At 48.3% G+C, this 22,916-nt stretch carries 14 protein-coding genes; 8 read left to right on the plus strand and 6 right to left on the minus strand.

Going from position 1 to position 22,916, the window contains the following annotated elements:
• The first annotated feature begins 14 nt into the window (after nt 1-14).
• Together JQX58_RS00090 and entS are read left to right on the plus strand one after the other, a co-directional pair.
• A complete protein-coding gene (locus tag JQX58_RS00090) occupies nt 15-8,576 on the plus strand; it encodes an amino acid adenylation domain-containing protein (protein ID WP_204144802.1) in 8,562 nt (2,853 codons plus the stop codon).
• 57 nt (nt 8,577-8,633) lie between these two features.
• Nucleotides 8,634-9,911 carry an enterobactin transporter EntS gene (entS, locus tag JQX58_RS00095; RefSeq protein WP_204144803.1) on the plus strand — a complete coding sequence of 426 codons (1,278 nt, stop codon included), beginning with the start codon at nt 8,634-8,636 and terminating at the stop codon, nt 9,909-9,911.
• Nucleotides 9,912-9,953: 42 nt separating this feature from the next.
• Here entS and JQX58_RS00100 read toward each other — a convergent pair whose 3' ends face one another.
• Genes JQX58_RS00100 through fepB form a run of 4 tightly spaced genes read right to left on the minus strand, consistent with a single transcriptional unit; the run spans nt 9,954 to nt 13,804 of the window.
• Nucleotides 9,954-10,763: an ABC transporter ATP-binding protein gene (locus JQX58_RS00100; RefSeq protein ID WP_204144804.1), complete on the minus strand. Its 810-nt coding sequence runs from the start codon at nt 10,761-10,763 to the stop codon at nt 9,954-9,956.
• Nucleotides 10,763-11,752, minus strand: a complete 990-nt coding sequence (locus JQX58_RS00105; RefSeq protein WP_338040617.1) for a FecCD family ABC transporter permease — start codon at nt 11,750-11,752, stop codon at nt 10,763-10,765. The genes JQX58_RS00100 and JQX58_RS00105 overlap by 1 nt, the downstream gene beginning before the upstream one ends.
• Nucleotides 11,749-12,780, minus strand: coding sequence for a Fe(3+)-siderophore ABC transporter permease (locus tag JQX58_RS00110; RefSeq protein ID WP_204144805.1), 1,032 nt, complete (start codon nt 12,778-12,780; stop codon nt 11,749-11,751). The genes JQX58_RS00105 and JQX58_RS00110 overlap by 4 nt, the downstream gene beginning before the upstream one ends.
• Complete coding sequence (fepB, locus tag JQX58_RS00115; protein ID WP_204144806.1) at nt 12,770-13,804, minus strand: Fe2+-enterobactin ABC transporter substrate-binding protein; 1,035 nt, start codon at nt 13,802-13,804, stop codon at nt 12,770-12,772. The genes JQX58_RS00110 and fepB overlap by 11 nt, the downstream gene beginning before the upstream one ends.
• A 231-nt stretch (nt 13,805-14,035) precedes the next feature.
• On the opposite strand from fepB, the gene JQX58_RS00120 reads away from it, so the two are divergent.
• Genes JQX58_RS00120 through JQX58_RS00140 form a run of 5 tightly spaced genes read left to right on the plus strand, consistent with a single transcriptional unit; the run spans nt 14,036 to nt 19,248 of the window.
• Nucleotides 14,036-15,196, plus strand: a complete 1,161-nt coding sequence (locus JQX58_RS00120; protein WP_204144807.1) for an isochorismate synthase — start codon at nt 14,036-14,038, stop codon at nt 15,194-15,196.
• A 7-nt stretch (nt 15,197-15,203) separates the two neighbouring features.
• Nucleotides 15,204-16,850, plus strand: a complete 1,647-nt coding sequence (locus JQX58_RS00125) for a (2,3-dihydroxybenzoyl)adenylate synthase (RefSeq protein WP_204144808.1) — start codon at nt 15,204-15,206, stop codon at nt 16,848-16,850.
• Nucleotides 16,847-17,737, plus strand: a complete 891-nt coding sequence (locus tag JQX58_RS00130; RefSeq protein WP_204144809.1) for an isochorismatase — start codon at nt 16,847-16,849, stop codon at nt 17,735-17,737. The genes JQX58_RS00125 and JQX58_RS00130 overlap by 4 nt, the downstream gene beginning before the upstream one ends.
• Nucleotides 17,734-18,489, plus strand: coding sequence for a 2,3-dihydro-2,3-dihydroxybenzoate dehydrogenase (gene dhbA, locus JQX58_RS00135; RefSeq protein WP_204144810.1), 756 nt, complete (start codon nt 17,734-17,736; stop codon nt 18,487-18,489). Before JQX58_RS00130 ends, dhbA begins: the two co-directional genes overlap by 4 nt.
• Nucleotides 18,490-18,549: 60 nt before the next feature.
• Nucleotides 18,550-19,248, plus strand: a complete 699-nt coding sequence (locus JQX58_RS00140) for a 4'-phosphopantetheinyl transferase family protein (protein ID WP_204144811.1) — start codon at nt 18,550-18,552, stop codon at nt 19,246-19,248.
• 64 nt (nt 19,249-19,312) lie between these two features.
• On the opposite strand, the gene JQX58_RS00145 is transcribed toward JQX58_RS00140, so the two are convergent.
• A complete protein-coding gene (locus JQX58_RS00145) occupies nt 19,313-20,470 on the minus strand; it encodes an MFS transporter (RefSeq protein ID WP_204144812.1) in 1,158 nt (385 codons plus the stop codon).
• A gap of 152 nt (nt 20,471-20,622) precedes the next feature.
• Here JQX58_RS00145 and JQX58_RS15495 point away from each other — a divergent pair, with 152 nt between their 5' ends.
• Nucleotides 20,623-21,249 (plus strand): phosphatase PAP2 family protein, encoded by a 627-nt coding sequence (locus JQX58_RS15495; RefSeq protein ID WP_204144813.1) that lies wholly within the window; start codon nt 20,623-20,625, stop codon nt 21,247-21,249.
• Nucleotides 21,250-21,279: 30 nt separating this feature from the next.
• Here the strand turns inward: JQX58_RS15495 and JQX58_RS00155 are convergent, their stop codons facing one another.
• The gene (locus JQX58_RS00155) at nt 21,280-22,887 is read right to left on the minus strand and encodes a methyl-accepting chemotaxis protein (RefSeq protein WP_204144814.1); all 1,608 of its coding nucleotides are present in this window, start codon (nt 22,885-22,887) and stop codon (nt 21,280-21,282) included.
• Nucleotides 22,888-22,916 lie beyond the last annotated feature (29 nt).

Here is a 22,916-nt window from a genome sequence, read left to right on the forward strand (position 1 = left end):
AGGAAGGATCTAGTATGACCGTAGAGTATGACCTACAAACGACGCTACAGAGCGAACTTGGGCAGACGCTGACTGATGTTCAGTTGGGAATTTGGTTGGGAGATCAAGTGTCGTCTCAATCCAATGCATTCACCATAGCCCATGCTTTAACGTTGCATGGGACAATAAATGTGGCGGTACTTAGTGCTGCAATTGGGCAAGCCTTAAAAGAGTCGGATACCATTTGCGCACGATATTTAACGGATGAAGACGGTGCGCCGCAACAGTATTTAAACCAGCAGGAATGCTGGCTGTTGCCCGAAATCGTCGAGCTCGAAGCAGGTCAATCAGCGTACTGGGTGGACGAGCAGATGCGTCAGGACTTAGCTGCACCATTGCGCTTGAATGCCAATGAGCCTTTGAGTCGCCAAGTGTTGTATGTTCGACCTGACCAGAGCGTCGTATGGTATCAGCGCTTCCATCACATTATGTTGGATGGGTACAGTTTCAACCTGTTTACACAGCGCGTGGCAGTACTGTATGAGCAAGCTCTTCAAGGTTGTATGACGTTCCAGCCTTTTACGTCGTTTACAAAAGTGGTGACGGAAGAGGCAGCTTATAAAGCCTCGTCTGCCTATGGTGAAGATGCTGCGTTTTGGGAACATTATGTCGCACAGTTGGGTGCTCCTGTTTCTCTATCCAGAGGCTCGCAACAGGAAGTTGAACAGCAATCTCTAATTCGTCACGTTTGTGAAATTTCTAGCAAGCGCCTTAATGAACTACGTCAATTCACCAAGCTAAAAGCCAGCCCCGCAGATCTTGCGGTTGCTGCGGTTATGATCTATCTGCACAAACTAACTGGCGCTAAAGATGTTGCTATTGGTTTTCCTTTTATGGGACGCATAGGGAGCGTTGGGGTTGGTGCGCTAGGGCCGATGGTTAACGTCCTGCCACTGCAAGTCACGATCACACCTGAACAGAGTTTGGCGAATGTGGTTCGATCGGTGAAGCAGCAAGTTAAGCAAATACGTTCCCACCAGCGTTACAACGCAGAGCAAATTACCCGTGACAGCGGTCGTAGTGGTCAGCAGTTTCCGTTGTTTGCTACCACAGTAAACTTGCGTTTGTTTGATTATGACATCTCGTTTGCAGGGGTAGCGACTAGTATCGAACATCTAGCCGCAGGCCCAGTTGAAGATTTAGACATTGGGCTGCATTTCTCTCAGGGAACGTTGCAGGTGGAGTGGGTCGCGAATCACTCTCGTTATAATACAGAGGAGCTAGTGCAACATGGCCAACGTTTAACGCAATTATTTGAGCAATTAGCAGATAAACCGGAGTGCCCAGTCGCTCAGTTAACTTTATTAACCGATCTTGAGTCTACTCAGTTAGGTCAGTGGCAAATCAGCCCAGATGGCCTAGAAAACTATCCCTACCAAGATATTATGAGTAGCTTTTGGCAGCGTCCAAAGCAGGATACTAGCTTAGCACTTGTTAGCCTAAATGGTCGTTTCAGCCACCAATGGCTCAATCGCAAGGTGTTGCAATGGAGCCGTGCCCTGCAGGTGTTAGGGATTAAGCCTTATGATCGTGTTGCATTGTCTATGCCGCGTGATGAGCGCAGTGTCTTGGCAATTTTGGCGCTGATGAACTTGCGAGCCAGTTTTATTCCAATGGACCCTGAGTATCCAATTCAGCGATTAGAGTGGATGTTAAGTAACTCAGAACCGAGTTGCTTGTTGACGATTTCATCGCTCACAGCACAGTTACCTGCTTATAAGCAGCGAGTATTGGTGGATGAAGAGGCGTTTTTGACATTGATTGACGCGCAATCTTATCAAGCATGGGGTGAGCTGGCGACAGATCTTTTAGTCCCTTGCGATGCCGATGATGAAGCTTATGTCATGTATACCTCCGGCTCTACTGGCCAACCAAAGGGAGTCGTCATTCCCTATCGTGGAATCAGTAATTTATGGGCGGCCCACCAGCATGCTGATTATTTACCCTTACTCGCCGAGCGCGATCAGAAAGCCGTTGTCTTACATACCGCCTCGTTTTCATTTGATAGCTCTTGGGATATGTTACTGTGGTTATGGCTAGGCCAAACTGTGCATATTGGCGATGAGGTGCTGCGCAAAGATGCCTTGGCAATGACGCAATACATAGAGCAGCACGAAATTGATAGCATTGATGTACCGCCTTCCATGTTAACGCAGATGTTGGAATGCGGCTTAGCCGAAGCGAGCACGCATCGGTTGCATAGTGCTTGGGTAGGAGGGGAGGCGACATCGCCAGCACTTTGGCAGAGGCTGCGCCAACTGCCATGGTTGACGGTGAAAAACTATTATGGGCCCACAGAAAACAGTGTCGATAGTGTTGGGTGCTCTGTTAAAGATAGCCCAGAAGTAGTCATTGGCCGTCCGATTCTGGGGACTCAAGCGTATATACTCGACAGTACCCTTCAGCCAGTCCCTGCGCAAACGATTGGCGAGCTGTATGTGGCTGGGGCTGGTCTTGCGCAGGGCTACTTAAAACGGCCGGATCTTAGTGCGAGCCGTTTTGTGGCTAACCCATTTATCGCGGGTGAACGTATGTATCGTACCGGTGATTTGGCTCGTTGGCACAAAAATGGTCTGATTGAATATCTAGGTCGTAGTGACCATCAGGTCCAGATTCGCGGCTATCGAGTTGAGCTAGGTGAGATTGAACGCAGTCTAGCTCAGCTAGCTCATGTGACGGAAGCACTAGTTATGATTCGTCAGCAGGGGGCGGTCGAACGTCTAGTTGCCTATTGCGTGTGCCCAAAAGTCATCGATGAAGCCCATAGAGTGCAATTGGAACAGGATTTATTGAACGCTTTAGCACAACAGCTACCTGAATATATGGTGCCAAGTGCGCTGGCAGTGTTGCCGGCTTTTCCTCTCAACGTCAATGGCAAAGTGGATCGTTTACAGCTACCAGAGCTGATGATAAAAGCTCGATCAACTGGGCGTGTACCGCAAACACCGCAAGAGCAATTGGTTTGCCAAGCAATGGCTGAATGTCTTGGGCTTGAGCAAATATTCGCCGATGAAGACTTTTTCCAACTCGGTGGCGATAGTATTAGTGCCATGGCGTTGGGCTCCAAACTTCGCCGTGAGGGGTACTTGCTGAAGCCGCAGGACGTGTTTAACGGTAAAACAGCCTGTCAGATGGCGCAAACGATGCAGCCCATTGAAGCGGCTAATCAGCCAGCCATCGAGCAGCAGCTGGCCGCGGGGCGCTTGACGGATTTGCCGATGATACATTGGCTGAGTTCTGTCGGGGGATTGGAGCAAGCGTATGTGCATTCGGTATTTATCAAGTTACCTGATCAGCTGCCTTTAGCGACTATCGAACAGGCCTTGTCCTATCTAGGTAAGCAGTATCCCATACTAGCTGCCAAAGTCGTTGATGGCGGACTCGAGATCCCAGAAACAGGTGCCCATGCGAAGTTTATGGTAGCAGCGAGCGAGCGCCGATCCTTATCATTAGCAGATCGAGCCGAGCAAGCGTTTACACAGACTGTGTCAGCATTGGATGTGGACTCTGGTCCTTTAATGCGCACGCAATATATTGCCGCTGAAGAACAAATCGGACTAGTGCTCAGCGTCCATCACTTAGCTATTGATGGGGTCTCATGGCGCATCGTATTAGATGCGTTAAAGCGTTACTCGCAAGCGTTAATGCAAGGCCAAAAGATCGTCGAGCAGGGTGAGTATACGACGTTGCGCCAATGGCAGAAAACTTTGCAAGATTATCGCCAAAGTGCCCAGCAGCAACGATCATTTTGGCAAGCGCAGTTGGTTCCACAGTCGCCCTCTAAGCCACAAGTCAACGCGGATGCAAGGCGTGCTGATCTCCACCATGCTCGAATCGAGTGGTCGCAAAAGCTGAGTCAGGCGCTACTGGATACATTGCCCAAGCAGTTTCGTATTACCCCTGAAGAAGCATTATTAGCCGTATTTGTCCTAGCTTTATCTCGCCAATTGAATAGCTCGGCAGTGCGTGTGGATTTGGAATCACATGGTCGTGAAAGCCTAGTGGATAAACAAGGAGTGGTGGCAGATTTGAGTCAAACTGTGGGCTGGCTGACAGCAGAGTACCCATTGAATTTTGTGGTGCCAGATGAAGTGACTAGCACTAAGTCGCGCTCACATATTCCATTTGAACTCTTGGTACGCACTATCTGCCGACGCACGCACCTTGTGCCGGACCGTGGCCTTGGTTATGGGGTGTTACGTTATTTAGACAATGATGGTCGAGCTTTGTTTGAAGCATTAGCAGAGCACAGTCCTGCGGATGCTTTATTTAACTTTTTGGGGCGCTTTGTTGGGACAAACGATCAAGCTTGGTCGCCATGTCGCACCACGAGTGTTTATCAAGATACCTTTGCTGTGTACCAAGATCAGCGCATGGCACAAAAACATCCATTGGAACTGAATATATTTGTGGCTGAACAAGAGGCTTCCCCCCAGTTAACTCTAAATTGGAGCTGGATGGAGGATTGTCATAGTGACGAAAGTATCGCAGCCCTCAGTGACAGTATGGCAAGCATCGCTAATGAGATGCTTGCTTATGGTGAAAACAATCCCGTGATGAGTGCGGATTGCTTGGTAGAGCATACGATAAATGATTTACACATCAGTGAATCGGCATTGGAGTTATGGCGCTTAAAATACGGGCCTTTGCATACGGTGCTGCCAGTACTGCCGTTGCAAGCAGGCTTACTGTTCCATGAGCAGATTATTCGAACGGGGGCAGCGGTAGCGAAAGACAATGGCTACAGCACGATGGCGCGACTGACGCTTGAAGGTGTTTTGGACTGTGATCGCCTACAAAATGCACTGAATGCGGTGTTAAGCAAGCACCCCCAATTAGCTGCGGTCTTTGATGTCAGTACGCTAGATGCCCCGGTACAGTTAATACTCAAACAAGACTCTCGTTTGCAGTGGCCGCTACATCAGCAAGATCTAAGGGCCTATAGCAAGGCTGAGCAAGACCAACGTATCTGTAGCATCCTAGAGCAAGAGCTTTGTCGTGATTTTGGCGTATTCGAACAAGATCCCCAAGCACTGGTAAATGCCTGTTTGGTTCGTTGTGCTGAGCAGCGCTATGAGCTAATTCTTAATGCTCATCACTTAGTCGTAGATGGTTGGTCGACACCAATTCTGCTACAAGATCTGTGGCAAGCTTATATGCCACCATACACATTAACGGCTCCGAGTACTGCCTATAGCGAGGTAGTCAAAAGTGCATTGTCACGCGATAAGGAGTTGATGCGTCATGCTTGGCAGGCCGCATTAGAAAGTGCTGAGCCTACTTTAGTATGGGGCGATGATACTTCCCAAGAAGCGGTTGTTAGTCGCACGCTTTGCCTTGATGAACAGCAGTTTAGTGCTTTGAATGTTCAGCTTAAGCAACACGGGATTACCTTAAATTCCTTATTGCAAACCGTGTGGGCATGCTTGTTACACACCCTAACCGGCAAAACAGATGTTATTTTTGGTACGCCTGTATCGGGGCGCTTTAATGGTGTACAGGGGGCGTCGGAACATATCGGTCTATTCAGCAATACCGTACCGGTAAGGGTGACCTTAGCACCAGAATTAAGCCTTTGGCAGCAGGCGCGCCAAACTCAGTCAGAGCAAGTCGCATTGCTTGAGCATGATGGCTTAGGATTAGCCGAAATCCATCAGTTAACAGGGCATGCGCGTTTATTTGATACTCTGCTTGTGGTGGAGAACTATCCTGATCAGGCGGCTTTGCTGGATGATCCAGAGCTATGTATTTCGGCGCTTGAAAACCGAGGTTACACTCATTATCCACTAACGATTTTGGCATTGCCCAGTGAGACACTTTCCTTAGTGTTTGAGTACCGTGGAAGCGAGTTGGCATTGCAAACCTTAATGACACGTTTCGAACAGTGTTTGTTAAGCGCGTTATCGGATGAGGCTCAAGTACCTCAAGCACGCCATAGGTTACTAAGCCAACGTGAACAGGAAATGATCGAAGCCGTAAACAGCACCTACCAGCCTTTAATGTGGAAGACCTTGCGCGAAGGTTTACAGAGCCAAGCTTTGTGTACTCCAGATGCCATTTGTTTGGCGGATGAGCGCTATCAGCTAAATTATCTAGAGGCGCGACATCAAGTGGTTGCCCTAGCGCAACAACTACAGCAACAGGGTGTTGCGGTGGGTGATGTTGTGGCGGTGGCGCTACCTCGCTCAGTGCAGCTTACTTTGGCCCTGTGGGCGGTGATCGAAGTAGGAGCGACCTACTTGCCGTTGGATACGGGATATCCTGATGAGCGTTTAAACTTAATGTTAGAAGACGCCCAGCCTAAGCTATTAATCAGTACCGCAGAACATAGGTCACGCTTTAGTAAGACACAGTCTAGCCTGTTGTTTGAAGCACTTTATGATGAAAATATCAGTCTTGAAGCATGGCAAGCGCCACCTCTCGAACCAGAACAGGGCGCCTACTTATTATATACATCAGGCTCTACTGGCCGCCCTAAGGGTGTGTTGGTGTCTCACCAAGCCATAGTTAATCGACTAGAGTGGATGCAGTCAGCTTATCCGCTCTCTAGCAATGATTGTGTCCTGCAAAAAACACCGTGTAGCTTTGATGTCTCGGTATGGGAATTTTTCTGGCCAGCATTATATGGCGCACGTCTCTATATGGCGCCGCCTGAAGCACATCGGGATCCACAGCAGTTATTAGCCTTGATGGCGCAACAGGCAGTAACAACCTTGCATTTTGTACCTTCAATGCTTTCTGCACTGTTGCTAAGTTGTGATGATGACATTTCGTTATCTTCTTTACGCCAAGTTTTTTGTAGTGGTGAAGCCTTACCTAAGGCTCTAGCGCAAAGCTTTGAACAGCGTTTTGCTGTGCCGCTGCATAACCTTTATGGCCCCACTGAAGCGGCTGTTGATGTCAGCTTTGCCCCTGCATTTGGCTCTGAGTTGCTTCAGGTTGAAGGGACAAATGTGCCACTTGGCTGGCCGGTATGGAATACTGAATGGTGTATCTTGGATCACTTCTTAAGACCCGTGCCACTTGGTGTGCCAGGGGAGTTGTACTTATCGGGAACGCAGTTGGCCCATGGTTATTGGCAGAGGTCTGATCTTACCGCGACCCGCTTCGTTGCGCATCCTACCAAAGCAGGTGAGCGTATGTATCGTACTGGCGATATGGCACGTTGGTTATCTGATGGACAGGTAGAGTATCTAGGGCGCAGTGATGATCAACTAAAAATACGTGGACAACGAATTGAACTTGGAGAAATTGAGCGTGTGTTACAAGCTCAGCAAGGGATCAAAGCCTGTGCGGTTGCGGCGAAAAGCTGGGATCAGTCAGGTTTACAGGCTACGTCGGATTCGCGTCAATTAGTGGCCTATGCGGTGTTAGAGGCTAACGTAGGCGATACGGCGCTCACAGAGTGTAAAGCGCGATTAGCTGAACAGCTTCCTGCGCATATGGTGCCTGCTGTATGGCTTGAGTTAGAAGCGTTGCCCCTAAGTGCCAACGGCAAATTAGATCGCAAAGCGTTACCTCTACCGACAATCAGTCAAGCTAGCCGTGCCCCAGCTCCTGGGCTAGAGAGTCAGTTGGCAGCTGCCTTTGCAGAAGTGTTAGGTCGGGATCAGATCTTGGCTGACGATGACTTTTTTGCCTTAGGTGGCCATTCATTAATGGCTGTACGCTTGGTGGCTCTACTGCGTCAGCAGTGGCGTTTGGAGGTTTCCGTTGGTCAAGTTATGACATCAGCGACGGTTGCTCAACTAGCACAAGTGTTATCCGATGAGAGTTTAGGCGACAGCCGAGAATTATCAGGTTTCGGCGAGCGTTTACCGATTCGCCCTGGGAGCGGAGCGCCGATCTTTTGTATTCACTCAGGCTCTGGTTTTGCCTGGCAATATACGGCGCTGCGTCGTTACTTAAGCCAAGACTGTCCGCTGGTTGGCTTGCAGTCACCAAGACCGGAAGGGGCTCTAGCCACTAAGCAAACGCTGCAACAAGTGGTGGATCATCATTTGACATTGCTAAAAGCTGAGCAAGCACAGGGGCCCTATCGCTTGATTGGTTACTCCTTAGGGGGCGTGGTGGCGCATCAAATGGCTGCCACACTTCAGGAGCAAGGGGAAGAAGTCAGCTTTTTAGGCTTGTTTGATACCTATCCACCAGATGAGCAAGATTGGAGTGGGCCGCTTGATCAAGAGGCCGAGCAGGAAATTGCTCGTGAGCAGGCGCAGTTTTTAAACGATGGTAATACGCCGGCGCAGGTGCAACTGGAGCAGGAAAAAGGGGAGATGTTTGCAGACATCGTGGCGAATTATGCGGATTCCATTCGCTTACTATCGCAGGCGCAAAGTAAGCGTTTTGAAGGGAAGGCCATCCTTTTTGTCGCCGATCGCACAGTACCTGTGCAGATGAATATCGATGTGACTTGGCAGGCTTATGTAGCTCAGTTAGAGCTTCATCATTTCGATTTTTCCCATGAAGATATTTTATCGCCGGATGCGCTCGAACAGATTGGCCCAGTGCTAAATCAACACCTAAACGCTCTGTAAATTCCTCAAAAGACTCAAGCGCAGCTTACGCTTGAGTCTTTTTGTTTGAGAAATAATATGTCCAAAAGTATTTTTTTAGATTTTAGTTTATTGAAAACGAACAAGAACTTTCGTGCCATTTTTATAGCTCGTCTGATGTCAGTACTGGGTATTGGCATGTTAAATGTGGCGGTACCGATTCAAATCTATGAGTTAACCGGGTCAAGTTTACAAGTTGGCCTTGCGGTCACTTTAGACGGTATCGGTATGTTCATCGGTTTGATGCTGGGGGGAGTATTGGCTGATCGCTTTGATCGACGTCGATTGATCCTCTTTTCTCGCTCTATCTGCGGCATAGGTTTTATTTTTCTTGCCCTAAACAGTTATCTAGCCGCACCCTCCCTATGGGCCATTTATGCAATTTCAATCTGGGATGGTTTTTTTAGCGCCATTGGCATGACCGCGCTATTAGCTTCTATCCCCAATCTTGTTGGTCGAGAGAATGTGCCTACGGCTGGCGCACTGAGTATGTTAGTAGTGCGTATCGGCTCGATTATTTCTCCGGCGTTAGCGGGTATTGTTATTGTCTCCTTTGGTGTAACTTGGAACTATTCATTAGCAGCAGCAGGGACCCTTGCAACCTTGTTATCGTTGGTTTGGTTGCCGCCCATGAAACCAGCGACTGATAGCCCTAAAGAACATCCGCTTCGTTCGATGATGGGCGGCTTTCGCTTCGTGTTTGGTCATAAAATCATTCGCTCTGTGGTCGCACTTGGTACGCTTGAAGCGGTGGCTAAATCTATACGAATCTTGTTTCCAGCGCTGGCCTTAAGTGCGTTTGGAGGGGGCGCTTTTGAAGTAGGGCTAATGTATGCCGCGGTCCCCGTCGGCTCAATGATCGGTGCATTGACCAGCGGTTGGGTACGCAGTGTTGCTCGACCTGGATTGATCATGCTTTACACCGCATTAGCTGCTTTCGTTAGCATTGCGGGTCTTGCTGTGGTCGGGCACTTAATACCTATGTTGCTGTTGCTGGCGCTGTTTGGTTACTTTAGCGCCACTGGTGGATTGCTTCAGTATTCGATCGTGCAAGGTCATACCCCGGATTATATGCTTGGGCGGATCGGCAGTTTCTGGACAGCTCAGGAAGTTATGGGGGATTCGTTTGGTGCTTTAGGGATTGGTGCAATCAGTAAAGCATTAACACCATTAGCAAGTGTTATGTGGCTTGGGCTAGGTGGTGCTGGCATTGCGCTTTTAATGGCGGGAGGTTTTCGGTCATTACGCCAAGCGAGCCTAATTGATAGAGCGTTAGTATCTGAACCAGAGGCAAGTAAAGCGCCTCAGTCAGCCTAGATAAGATGGGTGAGTAGCGCCTTCTGAGCAGAAGGCGCTAGTTCAGTAGTGATAACGTCCTTTGGGCACAATCATTGGGGTATGAGAAACAGGGTCATCAATGATCAAGGCTTCGAGTCCAAAGACTTGTCTCACCAGATCGGCGGTAATGATCTCGCTAGGGTGCCCAGTCGCAACAATCTGCCCATCTTTCATCGCAATCAGGTAATCGGCATAGCGGCAAGCGTGGTTCAAGTCATGTAGGACTGCCACCATTGTTTGACCGTTGTCATGGTTAAGCCGTTGAAATAAATCGAGCAGTTCGATTTGGTGTGCGATGTCTAAGTAAGTGGTGGGTTCGTCGAGTAAGAGTAAAGGTGTTTGCTGGGCCAGAGCCATCGCGACCCATACCCTTTGACGCTGTCCTCCCGACAGTTGATCGACGGGTTGGTCGGCAAAGTTCTGGGTATCTGTGGCACGTAATGCTTCATCTAAAGCTGTTTGGTCAGCGTCACTCCAAGGTTGAAACCATTTTTGGTGTGGATAGCGTCCACGAGCCACCAGGTCTATGACGCGAATGCCATCTGGCGCGGTGGCAGTTTGTGGTAATAGCCCCAATTGAGTGGCAACGGTCTTTGTCGCTTGCTGTTGAATGTCTCGGCCATTTAGTAAAACCTGGCCAGATTGCGGTACTAGCAGGCGGCTAAGAGCTCGTAATAACGTCGATTTACCACAGGCATTTGGACCAACAATAACGCTGAATTTACCTTCTGGTATAGCCACAGATAAATCTTCAGCGATGCATTTTTCTTCATAAGCGAGTGTCACGGATTGAGCGGCTAAAGCGATCGCGCCAGAGGATAATATGCTCATTATTTTGCCTCCCTTCGAATTAGATAAACGAGATACAAACCACCTAAGCTAATGGTGACAAGCCCCACAGGTAGGGTGATCTGTCCCAGTGCATATTGCGCAATAAAATCAGCGCCAAGCAATAAGGCAGCCCCCATCATAGCGGCGCCAGTTAAGGTGCTTTCATGATGTGGATGCAGGCGTTTAGCAATCTGCGGCGCACTTAATGATATAAACGCAATAGGACCTGTTATAGCGGTTGGAATAGCTGTCAAACAAACCCCCACTAGCATTAACTGCAGGCGTGTGCTGTTTACTGATATGCCTAACCCTGCAGCACTGTCATCGCCCATTTCTAATAGACGCATGCGCTTTTGGCAAAGTGTCGCAGCGCCAATCAGTAGTAATAATAAAATGAGGCAAGGGAGCAGTTTTTGCCAAGTAATACCGTTGAGCGAACCTGCGCTCCATAGGGCGGCTGTCATAGCAGTATCGAGTGACACCGTCAACGTAAGCCAGAGATTGAATGCCCCTAGCATTGCACTGATTGCGATCCCGACAATGATCAAACGAAATCCAGACAAGCCGTTACGATAGGCAAATAAGTACACCAAAATAGCCGAGCACAGCCCGCCTAAAATCGCCCCTGAAACTGTCCATACAAAGCTGGTGCCCAACAGCGCCATGGCCAGTAATACCCCCGTGTAAGCACCGACATTGAAGCCAGTGACATCTGGACTACCGAGTGGGTTTTTCACCAAAGATTGAAAAATGGCGCCACTGAGTCCTAGGGCTGCGCCAATCACCAAAGCGGCGATGATACGAGGGGCGCGCCATTGCCAAATAATGACTGACTGATAATGCGTCAGTGACTGGGTAAAAAACTGTGATAGCCCTTGTAGGTCCAATGATACTTGTTCGATCAGCAGTGATACGGTGGCCAGCAGCAACATAGAAATTGGCAGTGTCCAGCGCCAAGCATTAGGTTTCTTTAAAGCAAGGGATGTCACAACGAGGAAGCCTTCTTTTGACGGACAAGGTAAATCAGAATAGGGGCACCGATGAAGGCAGTAACGACCGATACGCGTAATTCTGAGGTGAGGATGATGCGTCCGATCATATCGGCCCACAGCAACAAAATAGGAGTTAGCACACAGCAAAATGGCACGATCCAACGTTGGTCAGGTCCAACCATCCAGCGCGCCACATGGGGCATCATTAGGCTGACAAAACCGATAGGACCAGCAGCTGCGGTGGCAGCACCGCATAGAAGAGTGATGATGGCCAAGCCAATGAGCTGGGCATAGAGCATGCGAATCCCCAGGCTGGTCGCGAGGGCTTCACCTAAGTTCAATGCATTCAATGAAGGGGTCAGGGCAAAGGCCGCGGCACAGCCGATTAAGACAAGTGGCGCAATAAACATAGGAATATCCAGATTGCGGATGTCTAAACTGCCTGCAACCCAAAAGCGAATAATATCGAATGCGGCCGGGTTAAACAGAGTGAGACCTGAACTGATGCCACTGAGTACTGCGCCAATCGCAACACCTGCTAAGGTGAGTTTTAGTGGGTCAGGACGACCAGCACGACTGCGACCTAGAATAAACACCAAGACACTGGTGCAAAAGGCACCAAGCGAAGCATAGAAGAAAAACTGAGGCATGCTAGTGGCGCCAAGAAATACGATAGCGATGGCAACAGCTAAACTCGCTCCTGAATTAACACCTAAAATCCCTGGATCCGCTAATGGATTGCGGGTAAGCGCTTGGATTAAGGCGCCGCATACCCCTAGAGCCATACCTACAAATAATCCATTCAGGGTTCGCGGTAAGCGACCTTGCCAGAGAATAGTGCTGTCTAAGCCAAGATGATGGCCTTGAAATGTTTGCACTAGAGTATTCCAGTCGATCGGTCGAGCACCAATACTGAGGCTAAGTAAACATGTCACGACCAGCGCAAGCACACTAATGCACAGCCACTTCAAACGTGTGGAACGGCGCGCTTGAGTGACATGAGCCGTGATCGCCTCAGTGTTCATTGTGCGCCACACTATCGTTTACGAAATAGTTAGCTAAACGTTCAACCAAGTTGCTTGCACTATAGTAATCCATACGGAACGTATCATTACCAACCGCATAGATTTGCTGTCCTAACACTGGCGCAGTTTCAGACAGGTAGCCATTACTCATAACTTGTTTTACTTGTTCCGATTCAGCAGAAAACAGCAGTGCAGTATGGCCAGTCACCGCATCTGGGAAGCGTTCTCCTGAGACAGTTACTATGTCACTGCGCTCCCCCATACTAATGTCTCCTTTAACAGACTCAGGTAACGGTGCCAGAGTAAACCCAAGTTCGCTGAGAATCTGCCCTTGGGCGGAAGCTTTTGTCCAAATATTGGCGCCTGTATTGTCTTTGTAATACACCATGGCTGTCGTTGGCTGAGGCGGTAAGGTTGCATTGGCTTTGAAGTACGCAACATTTTCTTCAAATGTCTTCAAGCGCTCTTTTGCTTGTTGTTCGAGCCCTAAAAAATCTCCAAACAGCGTTGTTAATGTCATCCAGTTTTTATCGTCATAATGCACAACAATGGTTGGAGCAATGGCTTGAAGCTGTTGGTACAACGGCAGCGCGGAGTCTGCACCTGTTGCAGCAATGACGATCAAATCAGGATTCGCCGCCACGATGGCTTCAGCATTTGGTTCGGTAGTGTAAAGCGGCTTAATTCCGCGCGACTTAGCCTGTTCAGACCATTGACGAAAGAAGCCTTGAGCGTTGGCTACTTCAGTATTGGGAGTCGTGGCGCCCGAAGCGACGACAGGAGCATCCAGTGCGATCAAAGTGCCAGTTAAGGTGACGCTAGTGGAAACTATACGCTTAGGAGGACGCTCTAAAGTTACCGGTCCTTCAATGGTCATTAACGTTCGAGGCCAACCTTGGTCGGCTTTATGTACGCTATCAACGGCCAAGGTAGATGGAGCCGAATCGTCTTCTTGGCAACCACCGAGTAGGGTGCCAATCATTATTAGCATGGCTAAGCTGCCATAGCGCCAAGCATTCATCATAGAGCTTTTCTTCCTTAATTCACGTACGAAGACCGACATAGTACCGCGATAAATTTGTTGTTAATAGAGTTGATAATGATTATCGATAATAATTTTTTCTTAAGATTGACTGTTTTTTGTAAAGTTCAAAAAATTTAAAACTGTGGGGTAGATTTATGTAAATGATATGCATTATCGTTTGCGTTAATGGATGGCTTGCAAATCATTAATGCAATTGTTTAGGAGATTTTCATGGATACGCTCATTGCGGATGAATCAGCATCTCAAGCTGCTCACGAGATAGCATCCGATTTATTTTTGTTCTATTCGGATAGCAGCTCAGTGCGAGCGATGGGAAAGAAAGCGTTACTGACGACGCCTATTAACCATCCGAAGTTCCAACAAGATTTGCAGGCTTTGTTTCAACAAGAAAAGTTGTCTGGCGTAGAGAGGCCGATCATTGTTGGAGCCATCCCGTTTGATCTGGATCAGCCGTGTTACTTGATTGTTCCTCAATGGAATTCGACGCAAAGTGCACCCGCATTTGATGTGGCTGAGTTTAATGATAAAAGCTTCGTTAACCGTGCTCAGAGTTCACGCTATATGCCGGAGTATGAGCAATTTGTGGCTGGGGTAGATGATGCCTTAGCGCGTTTTGAAACTCGGCAATTGGATAAGGTTGTTTTATCTCGAGTGTTAGATATCGATTTTGAAAACAACCTTGATGTTGATCGATTGATGGGCAATGTCATGGCGCAAAATCCTAATGCCTTTCATTTTCGCGTGCCTCTTCAAGAGGGGGTATTACTGGGAGCAAGCCCTGAGCTGCTATTGCGCAAACAGGCCGAGAAGATTTTTTCTAATCCGTTAGCTGGGTCAGCAAAACGTTGTCAAGATTCGTATCAGGATCAGGCAACGGCCGAAGCGTTAAAGGCTTCAGATAAAGATCAGTTCGAGCATCGTCTAGTCGTTGACAGTATCCGTGAGGCTTTGCATGGATTCATAAAGCAAGATCATATCCCACGTACTCCTAGCCTTATACACACTCCCACCATGTGGCATTTATCCACTCGTATAGAAGAAGAGTTAATTGATCCTTCAACCTGCGCTTTTGAGTTAATCAAAGCACTGCATCCAACTCCTGCCATGTGCGGATCACCTAAAGCCTCGGCTTTGTCTGCCATTCAAGCGATAGAGCCTTATCAGCGTCAGTTTTTCAGTGGTTTAGTGGGCTGGTGTGACGATGAAGGTAATGGGGAATGGGCGATTGCTATTCGTTGCGCACACGTGTCGGGTAATAAAGCTCGATTATTTGCCGGAGCAGGCATCGTGCCAGGCTCTGATCCTGATAAAGAGTGGCGTGAGACCGGTGACAAAATGCGCACTATGTTAAATGCGTTTGGTATTCAGTGAGGAATTTATGAGCATAAGTTTTACCCCGTGGCCAGCAGAGTTTGCGGCGTGTTATCGCGAAAAGGGCTACTGGATTGACCGCCCTTTAACAGAATTAATTGAATTTGGTGAGCCGCAACATGTCGCTTTGATATGTGGTGAGCGTCAATTTACCTACGATAGCCTACGTCAACAGTCAGACAATCTTGCGGCAAACCTATATCAGATGGGGCTCAGAGCGGGAGATACTGCCGTCGTGCAATTACCGAATGTGGCGGAATTTTACGTTGCCTTCTTTGCTCTATTGAAAATCGGTGTGGTGCCAGTAAATGCCTTGTTCAACCACAACGAGCGTGAGCTTGAGTCTTATACTGAGCAAATTCAACCTCGTATTATCATCGCATCTGAACGCCATAAGCTGTTTCGGGATGATGTTTTTTATCAGCGTTTGCAGTCGCTTGCCCCCGCTCTTGATCATCTAGTGTTACTCGAGTCTGACAGTTGGGCGCAACACAATATTACCTCGCTAGCGCATACGATTGCGACACTCCAATTTCACCGTTTTGAGCCTTCTCAAGCGCATGAAGTGGCCTTCTTTCAACTCTCCGGCGGTAGCACAGGGACACCTAAACTGATTCCTCGTACACATAATGATTACTATTTTAGTATTCGCCGTAGTGCTGAGATATGTGAGTTAAATAGCAACACACGATTTTTATGTGCTTTGCCTTGTGCACATAACTACCCAATGAGTTCCCCTGGTGCTTTTGGGGTGTTTTGGGCAGGTGGCTGTGTGGTGATGGCGCCGAATCCTGATGCTTTGACTTGCTTTGAACTGATTGAAAAACACCAAGTAAGTATGGCCGCATTAGTGCCTCCAGCCGTTGCGCTCTGGGTGCAAGCGGCAAGCCGCTATCAAGAGCAACTTAAGACCTTAACATTGATGCAGGTGGGTGGCGCTAAGCTCAGTGAGACAATCGCGAGGCGTATTCCCGAAGCATTAGGTTGCCAGCTACAGCAGGTGTTAGGCATGGCAGAAGGGCTCGTAAATTACACCCGTCTTGACGATGATTTGGAAACGATTATGACTACTCAGGGCCGACCAATGTGTTCCCTTGACGAAGTGAAAGTGGTCGACAGTCATGGCCAACCGGTCGCTAATGGTATCGCTGGCCAGCTAGTCACTCGTGGGCCTTATACGATACGTGGTTACTTCAATGCACCTGAGCACAATAAAAAAGCGTTTGATCAAGACGGTTTTTACCATTCAGGTGATCTTGTCACGCTGAATGATCAAGGCTACTTGACTGTGGTGGGGCGTGATAAAGACCAGATTAATCGGGGTGGTGAAAAGATTGCTGCGGAAGAAATTGAGAATCTACTACTCACTCATGAGCAAATAATGCATGGCGCATTAGTGGCCATGCCTGATGCTTTAATGGGGGAGAAAAGCTGTGCTTTCATTGTTCCGTTTAACAAACATCACACATTAAAAGGCGTCACCTTACGCAAATATCTGCGAGCTCAAGGGGTCGCCGATTACAAAATTCCAGATCACTTCGAATTTATTGACCAACTGCCTTTAACACCTGTTGGAAAGCCAAACAAGGCGCTTCTTAGAGCGCAAATCAGCGCAACATTAAATCTAGAATCGATGACGGAGAAGTCGAAATGAGTATCCCTCGCATTGCATCATATCCGATGCCGAGTCCTGAGCAGTTTCCTAAAAACAAAGTGAATTGGGCATTTCAGCCAGATCGAGCGGTGTTTTTGATTCATGATATGCAAGCGTATTTTTTACGTTACTACGACCAAGAGTCTGAACTTATACAGACACTAAAAAGAAATTTGGTTGCTATTAAGGCATTCTGCCAAGCGCACAATATTCCGGTGATTTATACGGCCCAGCCAAATGATCAGGCTCCCGAAGACCGAGCCTTGCTCAATGATATGTGGGGTAATGGGGTGAACGATTTCCCTGAGTTGCAGCCTGTTATCCCAGAACTTGCACCAACCGAAGCGGATACGGTATTGGTGAAGTGGCGTTATAGTGCGTTCCATCGCTCAAATTTGCAGGAACTTATGCAAAGCTGGGGACGAGATCAATTATTAATCGGCGGGGTATACGCGCACATCGGTTGTATGGTCACGGCCACGGATGCCTTTATGCGGGATATACAGGCGTTTATGGTGGGCGATGCGTTAGCTGACTTTAGTGAAGCTGAGCATATCCAAGCGCTGGTGTATACCGCTGGACGCTCGGGCTCGGTGATTGCGACACAGGACGTTTTAAATAGTGCTCAAGGTGGCGTGCAGAAAATCACTTACGCTGATCTGAAAGCACAAGTGCTTGCCCAGTTAGACGAAGAAGATGCCGCGGAATTTGCCCCAGACGAAGCATTGCTAAACTTTGGTTTAGATTCCATTCAGATCATGAACTTTGTTAGCCATTGGCGCGAACAGGGGATTGAAGTGAGCTTTGCTGAGTTAGCTCAAGCGGAAACACTCAACGATTGGTGGGCGTTGATTGAAGCGCGTCAGTCTATGGAGCTTGCTTCATGAACGCATTAGATTTTACCGGTAAGCAGATTTGGGTTACCGGTGCGGCGCGTGGCATTGGGGCTGAAGTTGCACGCCAGTGCGTGGCTTTAGGGGCTTCTGTGGTGGGGTTTGATCGGACGTTTCCAGAGAGTGAGTTACCTTACCGTTGTATTGAACTTGATGTTAGTGATCAAGTTCGCGTACAACAAGTGACAAAGGAATTATTAGCTCAGTGTCCAAACGTTGATATTTTGATAAACGCGGCCGGAATTTTGCGTATGGCGTCTTTTGCAGAGACATCTTGGCAAGACTTAAATGACTGTTTCTCTGTGAACACCGGCGGTGCTTTTAACATGATGCAGGCTCTGTTTCAGCAGTTTACAGCGCAAGGCAGTGGTGCCATTGTCAATGTAAGCTCGAATGCTGCAAAGGTACCGCGTATTAATATGGCGGCTTACTGCGCTTCAAAAGCAGCTCTGTCTGCTTTAAGCCATAGTGCTGCATTAGAGCTTTCTCAGTATGGCGTTAGATGTAATGTGGTCTGTCCTGGTTCAACTGATACCCCAATGCAACGTATGTTGTGGCAACATGATGATGCTCGAGAGCGTACTATTGCAGGTTTTCCTGAACAATATAAATTAGGTATTCCTCTAGGACGCATTGCTGAGCCAAGCGATGTCGCTCAAGCGATTTTGTTTTTTGCCAGTGATATGTCACGCCACATTACCATGCAAGATATTGTGGTTGATGGCGGTGCGACGCTAAACGCCTAGGATCATAATTAAGCCAAGCCGTGTGCTTAGCTTGGCTTAGTTATTTTATTGCGATGTCTTATGACTTTTACGACACTTACATTACCTTTTTGTAACATACCTTTAAGCATTTCACATTACGCCTTTTCTGCACTGACGTGCGCGGTCGGACAACAGCTTTTAAACGAATACATGCCAACAGATTTTTATGCTTGGAAACCAGTGCGTCGTAGCAGTTTTTTGGCCGGACGAGCGGCGGTTAAGCAATGGCAAAAAGTGTTTGCAGAGACTTCTTTTATTGTGCCAAAGGCTGTAGACGGAAGTCCCCATTGGCCCGATGGTTGGCTAGGGAGTATTTCACACTGCACTGACGAAGCCATCGCAGTACTCTACTTTCAGAGAGAAGATATTCAACCTAAAGCGCTTCTAGGGCTGGGCGTCGATGTGGAATATTTATCGCAGGCTAAACAGTTAAAAGCCACGGAGGATCTGCTCTGCGTTGCCTCGGAGCGTTTGTTGATCCGGGATCAGGGATATGATTTGGAAAGCGAGCTACTGGTTCTTTTTTCAATAAAAGAAAGCATCTACAAAGCCATTTATCCTTCTTTAAGAAGGTTTGTCGATTTTTTAGAAGTAGAAGTGATTTTGCTTAATTCGCAAGGGCACTGGTGTGCTAGGCCTAGAGCAGCATTAGCAAAAGAGCTAGATCAAAAGTGTGAGTTGTTTGGGGTGTTTTGGCAAAAGCAGGGCAAGTGCTATTCAGTTTGTGGTTGGGTGTAGTGCCCCAGTTTTTTCGACATGATCGTTAAGCGGTACCATGGTACCGCTTAACAAGGCACATAGGTTATTGGTTAGTAGGCGTTAACTTACGGTGTATCAAAAGTAACAGCAAGGCTGAACCAGAAAGGATTGCGGCTGCGCTCGGGATCCACGCGTAGCCGAGTCCAACGGTAATTACGGCTCCGCCTAACACAGCCCCTAGGGCGTTGCCTAGGTTGAAGGCGCCAATGTTGATCGAAGAGGCTAATCCCGGTGCTTGGTCTGCGACTTTCATCACTTTCATTTGCAGTGGTGGCCCAATCATAAAAATGACACAGCCCCATAAGAAAACGCTGATAAATGCCGTGATGATGTTGACGGTAAAGACGCTGAAAAAGAGCAAGATAATGACTTGCAAAGTTAGTGCGACAAATAAAGAGAGATCCGCCGAGCGATCTGCCAATTTACCACTGATAAAATTACCCACCGTAAAGCCGATACCCGCGATCATTAGCAGATAAGCGATGGTTTGTTCTGGTACCAAGGCGATGGTTTGTAAGATGGGTGAAATGTAAGTGTAGAGCGTGAACATGGAGCCTGCGCAGAGCACAGTCGTTAAAAAGATACGAAGCGCAGCCGGCTGTAAAATCGCTTTAAGCTCTTGCTTTACATTTGGACGATCTGGCTTTTCCATGACAGGGAGCGTACGCATAAGGCCTAGCATCGCCACTAAACCTAAGACCGACGTGGCGGCAAATGCGATGCGCCAGTGTATGGTTTGACCCAACCATGTCACCAAAGGCACGCCGACAATATTCGCGATGGTTAAGCCTAAAAACATCGCAGCAACCGCCGAGCCTTGTCGACCAGGTGGCGCCAGTTTCATGGCGACGACCGCACCGATACCAAAGAAAGCGCCATGGGAAAGACTGGTGACGATGCGCGAAATCAGCAAAATCGTATAGTCAGTCGCCAAAGCAGAGAAGACATTGCCAGCAAAGAAGATCGCCATCAGTACCAACAATGAAAACTTATGATTAAAGCGCGTCATGTAAAGCGTGACTAAAGGCGCACCAATCATAACACCCACAGCATAGGCGCTGATTAACAGACCTGCGGTCGGAATAGAGACGGCGACCCCTTCGGCGATAGTTGGCAATAAGCCCATCGGGAAAAACTCCGTGGTCCCGATACCAAAGGCTCCAAGAGCGAGCGCAAACACGCCCCACTTATAAAATTGCATGGGTATTCCTTGTGAATTAACTGGAAAGGTTTAAGAACTGTTGTTCAAGCTTTGAAAAAACGTGCAACCTACGCGTATAGGCTCCGTAATACAATTGTAATGGGTATATTTACGCAATATTGTTGAATTCCGATAACGTTAGGGAGAATGTTGTGTTACAGCGAAACGGCTTAATCCTGATGGCAGTTGCGTTTGTCGCGGTTGCCTTCATTGCCTTGGGCGATACCAGCTTATTTGATCAACATGGCTTAACCTTGGTACGTACGGGTGAGCAGCAAACGTTGATGGGACCAGGCTGGGTCGGCAGTATGTTGCGCGATATCACCGCCATGGGCAGTAATTGGCTGCTGGTGTACTTCACTTTGGCAGCGGCATTAGCACTTGTCTGTGTCAAGCGCTTTCAACATGCGTTAACGCTTACCCTTATGCTGGTAGGTGGCTTGGTATTGAGTTTGGGAGGGAAGTACGTCTTCGCGCGCCCCAGACCCGACATCGTCGAAAGCCTGACGCATGTCTACACCTCAAGCTTTCCTTCAGGGCATGCGACTATGTCAATGGTGTGCTTTTTGGGGGCGGCCTTAGTCTTTGCTAGTCTCACTAAGCATCAAGCGTTACAGCGTTTACTAGTGGCAGTCGGATTGTTAAGTGCCTTACTTGTTGGGCTAAGCCGAATTGCCTTAGGGGTGCACTGGCCGACGGATATTCTTGGTGGTTGGTTGTTAGGGGCTTTATGGGTTGGCAGTCTGTTTCACATTAACCGTAAAAAACTACAGTCTTAAACGGCTAATATGAAACGTGAGTCAGACACATTAAGACTTAAAACGGTTGATGGTCTTATCTAGTTCTTCTGCGATGTGCGCGATTTCTTCACTTTGCTGAAGTGTGTTATGAGCGCCAGCTCCTGTTTGCTCTGAGATCGTACCAATCGCCTGAATATTATTATTGATCTCATTAACCACGGCACTTTGCTCGGATGCCGCAGCAGCAATCATGGTATTCATACTACGAATCTTCTCCACACCTGCTGCGATTTCTTCTAAGGCATGTCCAGCTTTATTAGCGTCTTCAGCGCCTTCGTCTGCTTGCGTTTTGCTGGCCTCCATTGCGGCCACCGCTTGTTCTGAGATCGCGGCTAAGTTTTCAATGATGGCACGAATTTCTTCCGTCGATTGCTGAGTACGGCTGGCTAGGCTGCGAACTTCATCGGCGACCACGGCAAAGCCTCGACCTTGCTCTCCAGCTCGTGCCGCTTCAATGGCGGCGTTTAATGCCAGCAAGTTGGTTTGCTCGGCGATATCACTGATCTCCTGCGATACTCGGCCGATGCCTTCGGTCCCTTCGGCAAGCTTTTTCACCACGCCCGTGGCGTTGTCGACTTGATCCGCTAAATCCGCATTGCCTTGGGCGACATGCAGAACCATTGCTTTACCGTTGTCTGCAAGATGCTTAGCATCGCGAGCAGAATCTTCGGCGTTAGCAGCGTTCTGAGCGACTTCTTCGGCAGCATTTGAAAGCTCTCGGATAGAGTTCGCTAGCAGGTTACTTTCATTCTTTTGGCGATCCACTCCTTTGGTCGTGTCCCGCGTGACGTTCGCCAATTGGTCAGCCGAAGCACTTAGGTTATCCATGGTTCGAGTCAGGTCATGAATGGTCGGTTGGAAGGTATCTAGCATATTATTCGTGGCTTGTCCGACCAAACGGAATTCATCATGTGCGCCAAGCTCAATGCGAGGGCGTAGGTCAGCATTTTCACCTATTTCAAGCATGGTGTCTTTGAGGCGGTTCAATGGCTGGATCAGCACCTTCAACATGATGGCGTAAATCACGCCCAGTCCTGCGAAGATGGCTAAGAAGTTAATCGTCGACGTTTTGATAATAGCGGACTCAATTTCTTGATCGCGGCTGGCCATAGAATAGGTGATACGCGCTGCGCCTAAAATGGTGCCTTCTGCCACTGGGTGACAGGTAAGACAGTTGGTGCCGTGGCGGTTGCTTGAGGCTTCAAATGGAAGTAGGAGAGTTAGTAAACGCTCACCATCAACAGTTTCTACATCAATAATCGTTTCACCTTCAAGGGCACGGCGATCGAGCTCATCTTGCGGTTGCTCGTGGTCAAAACCTGGTCCATATAGGGCACTGACCGCTTCACCGCGAAGCATGCGTGCTTCAGCGATGCCTTCGCGCTGGCTAATTTTGTCACGCAAAATATCACGGCTGGCCATGGCGCCAGTAAACATCAGCGCATTCATGCTGTCCATGTAACCATTGGCAATATCGAGCAGCTGATGCTCGGTTAAGTCGAGTAGACGTTCTTTTTCTTGATACGAGGCGTAAAGGTTAAGTACTGCAATAATAAAAATCAGAATGCCTGCCATCGGTAAAAGAATTTTCCAGCGAACTGATAAATATTGACGCATATACCTACACTCCGTTACTTAAGGGTCAT

Source organism: Marinomonas ostreistagni (genome assembly GCF_016888445.1).
GTDB classification, from domain to species: Bacteria; Pseudomonadota; Gammaproteobacteria; order Pseudomonadales; family Marinomonadaceae; genus Marinomonas; species Marinomonas ostreistagni.